The organism is Paenibacillus puldeungensis (assembly GCF_042678945.1).
Classification (GTDB): Bacteria; Bacillota; Bacilli; order Paenibacillales; family Paenibacillaceae; genus Fontibacillus; species Fontibacillus puldeungensis.
On the sequence record NZ_JBHTLM010000031.1, the window covers coordinates 1 to 14,290 of the forward strand.

The following is a 14,290-nucleotide window of genomic DNA, read 5'->3' on the forward strand; positions in this document are numbered from 1 at the left end:
GCGGCGTGCCTCTACGCCGGGGCCGGCTGCCCCGGCGCTGCCCGGCGCGGACAACCCGCTGGCGCTGTTTGCCCCGCCGAAGGCGACGTCAGCCAGCGGCTTCGCACCGCCAGCCGCCGCTGGCCCCAGGGCGCCCTCCGTTACCGGCGCCCCGGCCTTCGGAAAATGAAACTGCTCCTGTATAACGGCCTGGCTTGAGCCTTTGCCGATATTTTGCCGAATAACTTGCGGAATCAGCACCTGCCCCGACAGGACAGCCTTGATGCTGTTCTCCACAAATCCGTTAAGTTCGGGCTCCTTACTAAAGCGAACCTCCAGCTTGGCCGGATGCACATTCACGTCCACCAGTGAAGGATGCATTTCAAGCATGATGACAGCAAGCGGATAACGGTTTATCGGCAACAGCGTGTGGTAAGCACGTAGAATCGCCTGATGCAGCCCGGGATTGCGGATATAGCGGCCGTTAATAATCGTCGACATGGCACCGCGATTGGAGCGGGCAAGATCCGGACGACCGATATACCCCGACAACTTGTAATCCAGGTCCTCTGCCTCGATCGCCACCATTCCTTTTGAGGAGTTAACCCCATAAATCGAAGCGATTACCTGTAACAAATCCCCACCACCCGGGCTTTGCAGCAGCGTATTGCCATTGTGGCGAAGGGTAAAGGCTACTCCAGGATGAGCCAAAGCCTGGCGGTATACACAATCGGAAATGTGCCCGAGCTCCGTTTGGATCGTTTTCATATATTTCAGCCTTGCCGGAGTATTGTAAAATAATTCCTTGACCGAAATATCTGTTCCTTGCGGGGCCGCCGTTTCTTCATTCTGCTTGATCGTTCCGCCTTCGATAACAATCAGCCGTCCCAGACCGGTATCGCTGCTCGAGGACACCAGCTTCACCTTGGCGACGGCGGCAATACTCGGCAGCGCCTCACCGCGAAACCCTAGGCTACGGATTTGGAACAAATCGCGGCCGGTTGTTATTTTGCTCGTGGCGTGGCGAAAGAACGCCATCTCGCAATCCTCCGGCTCGATGCCGGAGCCGTTGTCTGTAACCCGGATCAGTTGCAAACCGCCTTCCTCTACCGTGACTTCGATCTTGGTCGCTCCCGCATCAACAGCGTTCTCGACAAGCTCCTTAACGACGGATGACGGACGCTCCACTACTTCACCCGCTGCGATCTGGTTGGCGATATGCTCGTCCAATACTACGATTTTTGCCACTTGTTATTCCCCTCCCGCCTGTGACAATTTCCTATACTTTGGCTTTACATATCCTTGGCTTTCATTTTCAAATCGTTCAGCAGCTGCATTGCTTGCAGCGGCGTCATATTCATTAAATCAGCATCTTTAATTAGATGAATGATCTGCCGGGTGCTGTGGTCCTCCGCAGCCGTCTTCGTTTTCTTGAGTGGCGGCTCATCCCCGAAAATCGACAGCTGTACCACTTCCTCCTTCACTTGATGCTCCTGCTTGATGGAGGATACTGGCTCGGCTTCATGCGTTTCCGAGCGAGCTTGTGTGGATGAATCCATGTGAGCCTTGGCCGCACTGGAGACCGAAGTTTTTAAAGAATTGCTCGCCGCACCCGTTTGCTCCTGCTCCGGCAGCAGATCGTAAGCCCGCTCGATGATTTCATCTGGAAGACCGGCAAGGCGCGCGCAGTAAATGCCATAGCTTGTGTCAGCCGCACCCGGGATCAGCTTGCGAAGGAAGTGCACCTTATCTCCGCTTTCCTGAACAGCCATGCAATAATTACGCAAGCTTGGCAGACTACGCTCCAGATGGGCCAGCTCATGGAAATGAGTTGATACGAGCGCTTTACAGCCGATATTGTTATGAACGTATTCAATCACCGCCTGAGCGATGGCCATACCCTCGCCGGTTGACGTGCCCCGGCCTAATTCATCAATAATGATCAAGCTTCGGGGCGTCGCCTTGTCCGTCATGATCTGAATGTCGGCCATTTCCACCATAAAGGTGCTCTGACCGCCGATCAGGTCGTCTGCGGCTCCAATCCGCGTGAAAATACGATCGACCATTGGAATTTCCGCTTTTGCTGCCGGTACAAAGCTGCCGATTTGCGCCAATATCGAAATAAGCGCCACCTGCCGCATATATGTACTCTTCCCGGCCATGTTAGGGCCTGTAATGAGCAGGATGCTGGCTTCGTCTTTTCGCAAGGTCGTTCCGTTAGAAATAAACGCCGAATCGTTCATGACGGATTCCACCACAGGATGCCGTCCCTGCTCTACAACTATGTCGTATCCGTCGGTTAATACCGGCTTTGCAAACCCGTTCTCCGAAGCGACAGCAGCCAGGGAGCGAAGCACATCGATTTCGGCAATTTGCTCGGCAAGCTTTTGCAGGCGCGGAATGTCCGCGGCAATGCGCTCTCTGATCTCATTGAACAGCGCGTATTCCAGATCGACCATTTTCTCTTCGGCTTCGAGAATTAATGCTTCTTTCTCCTTAAGCTCCGGCGTTACATAGCGCTCCGCGTTAGCTAGCGTCTGCTTCCGTTCGTACCGTCCTTCTGGAAGTGCCGCTAGATTCGCCCGGGTGACCTCGATATAATAACCGAACACTTTGTTGTAGCCGATCTTAAGTGACTTAATGCCGGTCGCCTGCCGCTCAGCGGCTTCGAGCTCGGCGATCCACCGCTTGCCGTTCACTCCGGCCTCGCGAAGCTCGTCCAATTTTGCATGATACCCGGTTTTGATAATCCCGCCATCTCTAACGGAAACAGGTGGATCATCGTGTATTGCCGTTTCAATCATGTCCGCCAAATCGGCGCACTCGTCCATAGAAGCGGATATCCGTTTTAGCGTTAAAGAGGCCGACTCGTCGCACAGTTTCTTAATGGCAGGAACCTGACGCAGAGATGTCTTAAGAGCGATCATATCGCGCCCGTTAGCATTGCCAAAAGCAACCCGTCCAACGAGCCGCTCCAGATCGTAAATATCCTGCAGCGCACCTTTTAAATCCTCACGCAAAATGAACGCGCCATGCAGATGATCGACAGCCTCCAGCCGTTCCTCGATGCGGCTTCGCTGCAGCAGCGGTTTGTCAATCCAGCGGCGCAGCAGCCGCGAACCCATGGAGGTCTCGGTGCGGTCCAACAGCCAGAGTAAAGACCCTTTCTTCGAGCGTTCCCGAACCGTCTCAACTAACTCTAAATTTCGCCGTGTGAACGGGTCTAGAATCATAAAATGCTCCGGCTCATAGGAAGAAATTTTAGTCAACTGACCTAGCGATCTCTTTTGCGTTTCGCCTAAATAACCAACTAAGAGTGCGATATTATCTCGTCGTTCTGGTTCCAAACGGATCCATTCAGCTTCCCCGAATTGCGTTCGTCCGGTTTCCTCTTTGCCCTTGGTCCAAACGGTGTAAACCACTGGTTTGCCTAACGGAGCGGCTTGCTCCTTGATATAGCCAATCAGCTCCTCGTCACCAATGACCTCCGCCGGGTCGTATAATCCGATTTCATCGCGGAGCCACTCTTTGCTGGATGGCGACGAGGTCGCATAAAGCTCCCCTGTGGATAGATCACAAGCGGACAGCGCCATCATTCGTTGCCGCTCGGTCACACAGACAATGTAGTTGTTCACCCTGTCGCTGACCGTTTTTCCCTCCATGATGGTACCTGGAGTAACGACCCGCACGATTTCACGGCGGACGACTCCCTTGGCAAGTGCGGGGTCCTCCAGCTGTTCGCAAATTGCCACTTTATAGCCCTTTTCAATCAATCGCTGAATATAAGAATCCGCCGAATGATAAGGCACGCCGCACATTGGAATTTTCTCCGAGGCTCCGCCATCCCGGCCGGTCAGCGTAATTTCGAGTTCCTTCGCCGCCAATATGGCATCGTCAAAAAACATCTCATAAAAATCACCCAGACGGAAGAACAGAAAAGCGTCCTGAGCCTCCGCCTTGACTCTCAAATATTGTTCAATCATCGGCGTGTAGGTAGCCATGATTCCCCTCCAAGCATAGAACTTTCATAGAATTCTATTATACCAGAAAGGAAGAAAGGGTTACGAGGGATTTTGCATTTTCCACAACCTTCGGATATCCGTCGATTCGTCCCAGGTTCGCCCGGAGGAGACAGCTTTGAGAAATGGCTCTATGTAACTCTCATATTGGGAATAATGTGCGGAAGCTGTAATGTTTGAAATAAGCTGAGGAAGTACAGAACGAAGTGGCTCTTGCTGATTCTTGTAAAATGCGAAGAACATTTCATCTTTCTCAAGAGGTCTAGCCTCCAGTTGATCGGCATCTTCCAGGATGAGCCGAGCGAGGGCTACTACCCCCTTGGTTGCCAGCGGGGAAACTAAAAAACTGGGCAGTGTACGATACTCGAAGCCGCTATAGTCCCCATAATCCTGTCGTCTGAAATCCCCCAGGAATCCATAACGCGGGCGGCGACGAGAGCTGCGTCCGTCTTCCAGTAAGGAAAGGGGCAGAGCCAGATAACTGTCAAGCGTCCGAAGCAGCCCTGCTGTGAGCGGCACCCCGCTGAAGTGCAAGTGACCCCCCAGCGGGAAACCTCGCTGAGGCATCGCTCCAGCCTGCCAAATGAGCTCGCGATCAGAGATCGATTCACTAGCTATACGAAAGGCGCGGAGCAGGTGGGTGAGAACCTCTCGAGGCTCTCGTCCGGGCAGCGGCCGCAGTTCGGCGAGCGGGAACATTCGGCGCCCGCGGTACCGCAACACGTCGCATCCCGCCTCGCCCCGCCGCTGTAAATAACGAGATGCAGGGATTACTTTGCCGCTCCGGCGATCAAACAGCAAAAACTCTGGATCCATTCCGATAAGCACGTCGCTAGTACTTATGCTTGACCGCTCCAATTCAAGCAAGCTTTCCTTGATTTCACGGGCATACAGTTCAATCGTGCGTTCGTTCGTATCCTCGGTTAGCGGGGAAACTTTATCGATCACATATTTTCCTTCTTCCCCCGCGGAGACGATGACTTCTCCCAGATCAAGATTCATAGCGTACAAAGCCCTTACTGCCACCTGCTCCAGCCTTCTCCAAAGCAAAGAATCCCTGTCCGGTTCGGCCCCTTGCAGTGGTAGCACCTGCCCTACAGATCCGAGTGGCTTCGCTTCAATTGCCCGTAGATGAAACACTTTTACGGCGTACCTGCGAATCAGAGCTGCATTACCTTTGGCAGCCCTCACTCGATCCGAAGTAGGAAGCCCGGCGGCTTCCAGCCGCTTTCGAACATCCCGAGTAAACTTAAAGGGGGTTTCAGCACCGGCAGGCAAACAATGGATAGTGACTTCGCGAACCGAAGTCCCATAGGAAGGCTGCTCCGTTCCGTAGTAAAGCCACGAATCAGTTGATTTCCGCACCTTTGTTTCTTTTGTCTGCGCGGTGATTTTTAATGATGAGGCCGACTCTTGGAGCGGCCGGTAAGGGCCGCCAAGTCGCTCTAACGCCCGCTTCAAGCGCATTTTCATCGGGCCGGCCCCCGTGCGTATCTTCATGACAAAGCTCTTACTCATGGTCAAAGCGAATCTCCCTCTTCCCAATCTTTGCCGACTTGAAAAAATGTACAAAAAGAGGGCTGCCGCCCTCTTCGACGACGCCCCTGCTGCATATACTACACTGTAGCTCGATAACCTTGCTTCTTAACAACAATTTGGTACCTAGAAATTACAATTCGTCGTCGAGGAGATCCGGATCCAAATCCTCATAGTCTCCGATCTCGGAACCGAAATCATAATCCTTGTCTTCCAGGTCGCCACCTGGCACGACAAGAACATTGAGCTTCGTTTCAGCTACCAGTTCGACCGCAAATTCACGTTCAACCCGGATCGTGACGCGGCCGTCTCCCGTTACGCTGGCTTCAACGGTGCTTGGTTCCTGCGTTGCTTCCGCAGATACCTCCACCGTTGAGGAACGGTGTCTGGCATCCAGATAACTCAGCGGAACGCTCTCGACATATGATACCGTCTCCTTAGCGACATCCGTCTGCGAATTCTTTTGGTAGGAATACCAGATGTTAACATCGTAAGTACCAATAACTTCAATCCCATCTCCCGCTGCAACCGCTTCGTACTGGTGGTTGATAATCCAGGCCCCCAGGATGCTCGACGGTTTGTGAGGCGGCGTCACGGTATGTGTTACGGTAGAGAACTTACGACCTTTTCCGCAGATCGCTTTCGTGATAATCTCTCTACTTTGATATTTCAATGACATGTTAGAACCTCCTCCATACATCATTCAATAAAAGTGTATGCAGGACATTCGTCTAGGGTGACAACTATTTTATCAACACCTTTTTTCGTTCCCTGAGCTTTACCGCTCCCGTCTGCATGGCCTGAGCCTTGCTCTTCTTGGAAATATCAAGATACAAGGCAAGTTCGCGGCACATCTGCAGAATGGCGGAGCGAATTTCAAATTCTTCACGTGTTGACGGGAGCTCCATTTTTTTAAATTGCTGTTCAAGCTCCTTCAGCATTTGTTCGGTAACTCCGGTATATTCCTCATGGTTCACGTCGATGCTCATTTGGTCAAACAGCAGAGCGGCGACTTCTCCCTGAGGCATCCGCTGATAAACATGCGCAATCAGCTCCAGCATTCCCTCGATCCGGTCGAGCTGCTGCTTTCGCATATAAAAGTACACCGTCCATGCCTCGTTGGGGTAAATCATCTGATTCTCCAGCGCTCTTCGGGCAGAGGACAAGCCTTCATCCACAAGCCGTGCTGCTTCGGTCAGTTCTTTGCCATCCCAAAGATGATATGGATCCCGCAAAAAAATTGCAATCTCGCTAAAAATGATCGAAAACAGTCCGTCCACCTTCCGGCGCGTTTCCAGCAGCTTGTCCTCCGCTTTTGGCATGTAGAGGAAATTGACAAGCATCGCTGAGCCAAGGCCTATGATTAAGAGTTCAACTTGAGTCAATAGCACTTGCCACGTGAGCTCTTCCCCGCCGAACACCCGAAATACCACCACAGAACTCGTGACAATGCCTTCCTTAAAGCCGGCTTTGGCAATTAACGGGAACGCGGTCAAAATGTAAATAGCCAGCACCCAAATATGAAAGCCGAGCAGATAAAAAATTGTGAAGGCCAACAGCAGCCCTAAAACCGAGGCGAAAAAGCGTGACGATACTGTAGCTAAGCTCCGTTTTCGCGTGACGTCTACTCCGAGAATCGCCAGCAACCCGGCGGATAAAGCCCCATGTATGCCCGCAAAATCGGCGATAAGTATAGCTAAAACCGTCGCTGCCGCCGTCTTAATGACTCGAAAACCCATGATTCTCCCACCTTTGGCTGCTGTTTCAAGAGCTGGCAATAGTCAACACTATTACAGCGGTTCTCTTGTAAAAAGCGCTTGTTATGTATTGTCGATTCTTTACGAAATATCGTACTTGATTTCGCTCGTACGTACAATCCGCTAAACCTGAAAAATTAAGCGATCTTTCAAGTAATGCACTTGTCGATCATTTGATGATCCCGCCATTCCGCCCATCCCTGCCACCCCCTCCACAAATCCGCAAAAAAAAGAGCGTCACCGCTGCCGAATCAGCTTCCGCTCCAGATAGACAACCAATTGGTACATCGCCGTAGCAACCACTGCAATAATAACTAAGCTCGATAATACCAACGTGAAATTAAAAACTTGAAAGCCGTAAACGATCAAGTAGCCTAAACCGATTTTGGCGACCAAAAATTCGCCTACAATCACGCCGACCCAAGCCATACCAACATTCACCTTTAACGTCGAAACAATCGTCCCAAACGAAGCCGGCAAGATGGCTTTGATAAACACATCACGTCGACTCCCTCCAAACGTGCGAATAACTTTGACCAGGTTAGCATCCACTTCATTAAAGCTGTTATAGACAACAAGCGTCGTAACAATGACGGTGATGGACAGTGTCGTGACGACAATGGCCGTAAACCCAGCGCCGAACAATACGATGAAAATTGGGCCGAGAGCCACCTTGGGCATGCTGTTAAATACTACCATGTAGGGATCAAGAACTCGGGACAGGAATGGTGACCACCAGATCATAATAGCAAGCAGAGTTCCTAGTAGCGTCCCCAATAGGAATCCTACTGCGGTTTCGCCAACTGTCATACCCAAATGAGGCCATAGCTCTCCAGTAATGGCGTCCTGCATAATTTGCTTACCAACCTTGGATGGATAACTGAAAATAAGTACATCAATCCATCGTAACTGCCCGGCCAGCTCCCACCATCCGATGAACAGGAGCAGAATGAGTAACTGCACGGACAGAACACGGCGGCTCATCTGCATTTTATGCTTACGATGCTCGTTCCATTTCTCCAGCAGCCATTGTTCCCGGCTTGCCAACGGCTTAGTATCAACCTGCTTCAAAGGCTATCCCTCCCCTCTTTCCGAAGGTTCGAGGTCACGCCAAATTTCATGAAACAATGTATTGAAGCCTTCAGCCTCTCGAGCATAAAAAGGCTGGGTTAAGCGTATGTTCTCCGGGATATCGAACGTACTGCGGATCCTTCCCGGATTTGGGGCCAGCACGATTACCCGGTCGCTCATGGCAATCGCTTCGGACAAATCATGTGTGACTAGAATCCCTGTCTTGTTTCGCTGCTTCAATGTGCTTGAAACAAGATCCTCAAGCTGCAGCTTCGTTTGATAATCGAGAGCCGAAAACGGCTCATCCAGCAGCAATAGTTCCGGATCGGTTGCCAGTGTCCTTACGAGTGCCACGCGTTGGCGCATCCCGCCGGACAACTGGCTTGGATACTGGTTCTCCGTATCACCCAGTCTCATTTCGGCTAGAAGCTCCCGGGCCATCTTGGTGGTTTCCTTCGTTAGGCGTCCGGTCAATTCTAAACCTAGCACGGCGTTGTCGAGAATGGTCCGCCAAGGGAACAAATAATCCTGCTGCAGCATATAGCCCACTTTGGGTGTCGGTCCAGCTACCGGTCTTCCATGAAGCAGTGCCTCTCCCCGAGATGGAGAAAGCAGCCCTGCAATCACGGAAAGAAGCGTCGTTTTTCCACATCCGCTTGGGCCGACCAAACTAATAAATTCCCCAGGTTCGACGGATAGATTCATTCCTTGCAAGGCAAGCACGGCTTCCCGGTCGGTCACGTAAACGAGATCCAGGTCCTTCAACTCCACAACAGGTGACATATGAGATCACGCTCCTTTCCCGCAATCATCGGGATGGCCCTTCATTTCACGCTATTAACTGCCGTCTCGGCAAAATCGTTGTTCACCAGCTTCTCTGGAGCTACCCGCTCCTTCAGCTCTCCCGCTCCCTCCATCACATCCAGCAAATTGTTCCATGCGTCAGGTGCAAGCGTCGGTTGCTCAGCGTAGGTCCCCTGCTCCAAATAGCGCTTCACCGCGCTTGTCAAAATATCTTTGTCCGTATCCTTGAAGAAAGGAGAGATCGTTTCAGCTGTTTCTTCGGGAGAATGCTCCTGAACCCATCGCTGCGCTTTGTAAATGGCGTTCGTAAACTTTTGCACAATTTCGCGGTGGTCCTTCATATAGCTATTTTTCGTCATAAAAACGGTGTATGGCAGCCGTCCGCTCTCTGTACCGAACGAGGCGACAACATGCCCTTTCCCCTCACGCTCAAAAATAGAGGCTTGAGGCTCAAACAATTGCACGTATTGCCCGGTCCCGGATGCAAAAGCGGAGGCTATGTTCGCAAAATCGATATTTTGAATCAGCTTTAAATCCTTTTGTGGATCGATGTCGTGCTTTCGCAGCGTGAACTCGCCCGCCATTTGCGGCATTCCACCTTTTCTTTGCCCCAGAAAAACGCTCCCCTTCAATTTGTCCCAATCGAATGTTCCGGGATCTTCTCTCGCTACGAGAAACGTACCGTCCGTTTGGGTTAACTGCGCAAAGTTGATAACGGGGTCCTCCGAACCTTGCTGGTAAACATAAATGGAGGTTTCCGCTCCGATTAGCGCAACATCCACAGCACCGGAAAGCAAGGCAGTCATCGCTTTATCGCCGCCAGGCGTCGTTTGCAGCTCTACATCAAGCCCCTCCTCCTTGAAAAAGCCTTTTTCATAGGCCACATACTGGGGAGCATAGAAAACAGAACGCGCCACCTCTCCGACCTTTACCTTCTGCATTTTCCCTTCGCTGCCTCCGCATCCACTAAGCGCAGCCGATAGAAGAACAGCCAGTGCTAGCCATAACACAGCACGACGTTTATTCATGCCGTTCACCTCTCCTCTACATCAGGTTCAAAAGCCTGACCCTTCCGTCACTTTTGAACTTTCTTTCGAATTGTTGGTCAAATAACCATACTAAATAGTATGCGGATGTGGAGAAAAGGTTAAAGGCTCACGCCCGGCTTTCTTAAGGATCCTGTAGTGATTGGCTTACGAATAAAAAACGCGAGCCTGAGGGATAGATTCCCTACTAGCTCGCGCTCTTGTAGATTGGCTTATAGATCGTAGATAGCCTTAAATTTTTGCTCCAGATAATCGGCCAGATAATCCGGGTTCAGATCTTCTCCGGTTACCGCTTTAATGATTTCCGCCGGTTTCCGACTTTTCCCGTATTTATAAATCTTATCCGTCAGCCATTCCTTAATCGGCTGGAAGTTACCTTCAGCGATCAGGCTGTCCAACTGCGGCAATTCTTTACGCAGCGTATTCGCAATTTGTGCCGCATACATGTTACCTAGGGCATAGGATGGGAAATAACCGAAGAGCCCGCCTGACCAGTGGGAATCCTGCAGTACGCCAACCCCATCGTTCGGCGGAGTGACGCCCAAATAGCTTTGGTATTTCTCATTCCATACCTTTGGAAGCTCGCTTACGGGAAGTCCCTCATTAAACAGCATTTTTTCGATTTCATAACGGACGATAATGTGCAAATTATAAGTCAGTTCGTCGGCTTCGGTACGAATCAGTGAGTTCTCAACATGGTTCACGGCCAGGAAAAATTGCTTCGCTGTAACATTATCGAATTGACCTGGAAAATGCTTTTGAAGGTCACCGAAGTAACGTTCCCAGAACGGCAGGCTGCGGCCGATCATATTTTCCCAGAAACGCGATTGCGACTCATGAATACCCATCGACGTGCCTTGACCAAGCGGAGTGTCACCTAGTTCAGGAGCTATATTTTGTTCATAAAGGGCATGGCCGCCTTCATGCAGTGAACTGAACATCGCGCTAGCGACATCGTCCCGTTTATAGTTGGTTGTGATGCGTACATCTCCATGGTTCAGCGTCGTTTGGAACGGATGGACGGTTTCGTCAACCCGACCAGCTTCAAAGTCATAGCCCATTTGCTCCAGCAGGAACAGGCTGAATTTCTCCTGCTTGTCTTCAGTAAATTGCTGATCTAAGAACGACGTATCCGGTTTGTTTGGCGAGGATGTAACGGCGTTCACGAGCGGCACCAGACGATCGCGGAGTTGTCCGAACACTTGATCCAGTTTTTCTACTGTTAAATCCGGTTCATACATATGTAGGAGTGTATCATAACGCGTAGCCTTCGGACCCCAATAGTCGATAAATTGCTGGTTCATCTCGACAATCTTCGTTAGGTAAGGTTCAAAGCCTGCAAAGTCGCCGGCTTCTTTATAATCGACCCACAATGTTTCGGCATGTGCGGTCAACTCGGTGTATTCCCGGTATTTCTCAGGAGGAATTTTCGCGCTGCGCTCGTACTCTTCATGTACATCCAGTACCATTCTGCGTTGGGTATCATCCAATTCGGCCATCACGGACGGATCGTTTAGATACGCCAGGTATTCACCCATTTCTGTGGAGGTTTGCATTTTGAAAGCTTCCGTCGATAACAGGCCAATCGCCACCGAGCGAGTTTCTGCTCCTTTTCGCGGAGCGCCGGTGCGAAGATCCCAGTACATTAGCCCAACAGCCTCTTGATAGCTATGGATTTTTTGCAGAAGCTCGCGGAATAGCTCCCATTTTTCAACCGTTTCCTGCTTCATGACAATTCCCACCTTCACTTATGAATTTACTAGCTACTCTTGATGATACTTTTAACAAAACGTATAATCAAATTTTAAGACAGGAAAAATTTTATCTTTTATTGAAAATAGTCTGAATCTTTTCGCAAATCTAAATGAAGGAGCTGTCTACAAACCTATGAAAATAACTCTTGACGCGGCGGCAGAAAAAATGATTTCGAAAGTGATGGCTGGAAGACCTGGCATGCTCAGACTCGTATATGATACGGAGAACTGCGGCTGCGGAATGAGCGGAGTCCCTACACTGCACCTTGTTTCAAAGCCGGGGGCTTACGATATACCGATAGAGAACAGCCCATACCCGTTCTGGATTGACCAGATGCAAGCCGTTTTCTTTGAAAATGAGCTGTCTCTTCAGGGGGAAGAAAACACCCGAACATTTCGTCTAGACGGACCCTCGCAATTTTATACTTCAAATATTTTTCTCATTGATCGTAGGGAAGCCTGACCCAGTACTGAACAGTTCCAGATAAAGGAGGATATACTTATGAATCAAGTTCAATCCATACTGGAGTTTAACCGGAAATTCGTGGATGATAAAGAATATGAGAAATATATGACGGACAAATTTCCAGAGAAAAAAATGGCGATTGTAACCTGTATGGATACAAGACTCGTAGAACTGCTGCCTAAGGCGATGAACCTTCGTAACGGCGATGTTAAGCTGATCAAAAATGCCGGAGCCATCATTTCCCAGCCTTTCGGGAGTGTTATGCGCAGCTTGCTGGTGGCCATTTACGAACTGCATGCGCAAGAGGTGTTCATCATCGGTCATACCGGCTGCGGCATGGCTGCACTAAATTCCGACCGGATGATTCACTCTATGAAGGAGCGCGGCATATCCGAAGACGTTCTGAGCACGCTTGAAAACTCCGGGATTAAGCTAAACAAGTGGCTCAAAGGTTTCGATAATGAGAAGGATGGCGTCATTCATACTGTAGAAATTGTTAAGAAGCATCCGTTGCTCCCGCCGGGGATTCCGGTTCACGGCATGCTGATAGATTCAACGACCGGAGAGTTAGAACTTATTATCGACGGCTACGAGAAGTAAACAACATAAAAGTTGGTGCTGAAAGGAAGTATTCATAAGAGATGAAATTTAACATGGACGAACAGGTATCGCGCAGAGGAACGCTATCTTTCAAGTGGGATCAGGGGGAAGCCTTGTTCGGAGACTCAGAGGTACTGCCGCTTTGGGTAGCCGATATGGATTTCAAATGCCCGCCTGCGGTCATTGAAGCCTTAACCGAACGAGCAAAGCAAGGAATTTACGGCTATACGATTCGTAGCCGTGAATATGTGGACGCGATTATAGGCTGGTTTCAAAAACGTCATGGCTGGAGTATTGCTCCCTCTTGGTTGACGGATAGTCCTGGTGTAGTCCCATCTCTAAGCATCGCCGTTGAGGTGCTAACTGAGCCGGGTGACGAAGTTATTTTGCAGTCCCCCGTCTACAACCCTTTTTACAATGTTATCGTTAAAAACGGACGCAAGCTGGCCGAGTCCCCGTTGCTGTTAAAAAACGGTCGCTACGAAATGGACTACGAGAAGCTGGAAATGTTTATGAAAAATGGAGCCAAGCTGCTGCTGCTTTGTAATCCGCATAATCCCGGAGGCCGCGTTTGGACGAAGGAAGAACTGCAACGCCTTGGAGCATTATGCATCAAATATGGTGTAAAGGTTGTTTCCGACGAAATCCACTGCGATCTTGTTTTTCACCAAAACCGGCACATTCCGTTTGCCTCCATTTCACAGCAGTTTGCTGACATCACCGTAACTTGTTTGGCACCGTCCAAAACCTTCAACATCCCAGGCCTGCAAACCTCGTTCACGGTGATCTCGAATCCTGAGCTTCGGCGCAAATTTGTGAACCGTATGGAAACACTGGCCATAGGCGAGGTCAATTTCTTCGGTCCGGTTGCAACGATCGCCGCTTATCAAGAGGGGGCAGAATGGCTCGATTCTGTGCTTGAATATGTTCACGGCAACGTAGAATTTGCCATCGCTTATTTCTCCGAGCACATGCCTCAGCTGAAGCCGGTTCGTCCCGAAGGGACTTATTTGCTATGGGTAGACTGCCGTGCGCTCGGGCTTGGTTCCAACGAAATGAAACAGCTGATGTACCAAGAAGCAAAGATCGCCTTCACGGAGGGCTCGATTTACGGAACCGGTGGCGAAGGCTTCCTTCGCATAAATCTAGCCTGTCCCCGCCAGCTGCTGGCCGAAGCCTTATCCCGGTTTTCCAGCGCTGTAGCAGCAAAATTGGGCAGCTAGAACCCCTGCATCAAGATACTTATGCAATGAAAGCC

The 14,290-nt window shown here is 50.4% G+C and carries 12 protein-coding genes; 3 read left to right on the forward strand and 9 right to left on the reverse strand.

From position 1 onward, the window contains the following. From mutL to ACFQ3W_RS24455, 9 genes are all read right to left on the reverse strand, one after another. The coding region (gene mutL / locus ACFQ3W_RS24415; RefSeq protein ID WP_379321844.1) for a DNA mismatch repair endonuclease MutL at window positions 1–1,227 on the reverse strand (1,227 nt) is incomplete at its 3' end. Between the two features lie 44 nt (window positions 1,228–1,271). After that, window positions 1,272–3,980, reverse strand: coding sequence for a DNA mismatch repair protein MutS (gene mutS / locus ACFQ3W_RS24420; protein WP_379321845.1), 2,709 nt, complete (start codon window positions 3,978–3,980; stop codon window positions 1,272–1,274). A 60-nt stretch (window positions 3,981–4,040) separates the two neighbouring features. Further along, the gene (locus ACFQ3W_RS24425; RefSeq protein WP_379321846.1) at window positions 4,041–5,498 is read right to left on the reverse strand and encodes a putative amidoligase domain-containing protein; all 1,458 of its coding nucleotides are present in this window, start codon (window positions 5,496–5,498) and stop codon (window positions 4,041–4,043) included. 169 nt (window positions 5,499–5,667) lie between these two features. Continuing rightward, window positions 5,668–6,213 carry an outer spore coat protein CotE gene (gene cotE / locus ACFQ3W_RS24430; RefSeq protein ID WP_379321847.1) on the reverse strand — a complete coding sequence of 182 codons (546 nt, stop codon included), beginning with the start codon at window positions 6,211–6,213 and terminating at the stop codon, window positions 5,668–5,670. Window positions 6,214–6,277: 64 nt separating this feature from the next. Then, the gene (locus ACFQ3W_RS24435) at window positions 6,278–7,273 is read right to left on the reverse strand and encodes an aromatic acid exporter family protein (protein WP_379321848.1); all 996 of its coding nucleotides are present in this window, start codon (window positions 7,271–7,273) and stop codon (window positions 6,278–6,280) included. A gap of 255 nt (window positions 7,274–7,528) precedes the next feature. Then, window positions 7,529–8,281, reverse strand: coding sequence for an ABC transporter permease (locus ACFQ3W_RS24440; RefSeq protein WP_379321882.1), 753 nt, complete (start codon window positions 8,279–8,281; stop codon window positions 7,529–7,531). 84 nt (window positions 8,282–8,365) lie between these two features. Next, window positions 8,366–9,145 carry an ABC transporter ATP-binding protein gene (locus ACFQ3W_RS24445; RefSeq protein WP_379321849.1) on the reverse strand — a complete coding sequence of 260 codons (780 nt, stop codon included), beginning with the start codon at window positions 9,143–9,145 and terminating at the stop codon, window positions 8,366–8,368. Between the two features lie 41 nt (window positions 9,146–9,186). Further along, window positions 9,187–10,194 carry an ABC transporter substrate-binding protein gene (locus ACFQ3W_RS24450; RefSeq protein WP_379321850.1) on the reverse strand — a complete coding sequence of 336 codons (1,008 nt, stop codon included), beginning with the start codon at window positions 10,192–10,194 and terminating at the stop codon, window positions 9,187–9,189. Window positions 10,195–10,424: 230 nt separating this feature from the next. After that, window positions 10,425–11,942 carry a carboxypeptidase M32 gene (locus tag ACFQ3W_RS24455; protein WP_379321851.1) on the reverse strand — a complete coding sequence of 506 codons (1,518 nt, stop codon included), beginning with the start codon at window positions 11,940–11,942 and terminating at the stop codon, window positions 10,425–10,427. Window positions 11,943–12,099: 157 nt separating this feature from the next. Between ACFQ3W_RS24455 and ACFQ3W_RS24460 the strand changes: the two genes are divergently transcribed. Genes ACFQ3W_RS24460 through ACFQ3W_RS24470 form a run of 3 tightly spaced genes read left to right on the forward strand, consistent with a single transcriptional unit; the run spans window position 12,100 to window position 14,255 of the window. Beyond that, complete coding sequence (locus tag ACFQ3W_RS24460; RefSeq protein ID WP_379321852.1) at window positions 12,100–12,429, forward strand: iron-sulfur cluster biosynthesis family protein; 330 nt, start codon at window positions 12,100–12,102, stop codon at window positions 12,427–12,429. Window positions 12,430–12,468: 39 nt separating this feature from the next. Then, entirely contained in the window at window positions 12,469–13,032 is a 564-nt protein-coding gene (locus ACFQ3W_RS24465; protein WP_379321853.1) for a beta-class carbonic anhydrase, read from the forward strand. Window positions 13,033–13,073: 41 nt separating this feature from the next. Next, entirely contained in the window at window positions 13,074–14,255 is a 1,182-nt protein-coding gene (locus tag ACFQ3W_RS24470; protein ID WP_379321854.1) for a MalY/PatB family protein, read from the forward strand. Window positions 14,256–14,290 lie beyond the last annotated feature (35 nt).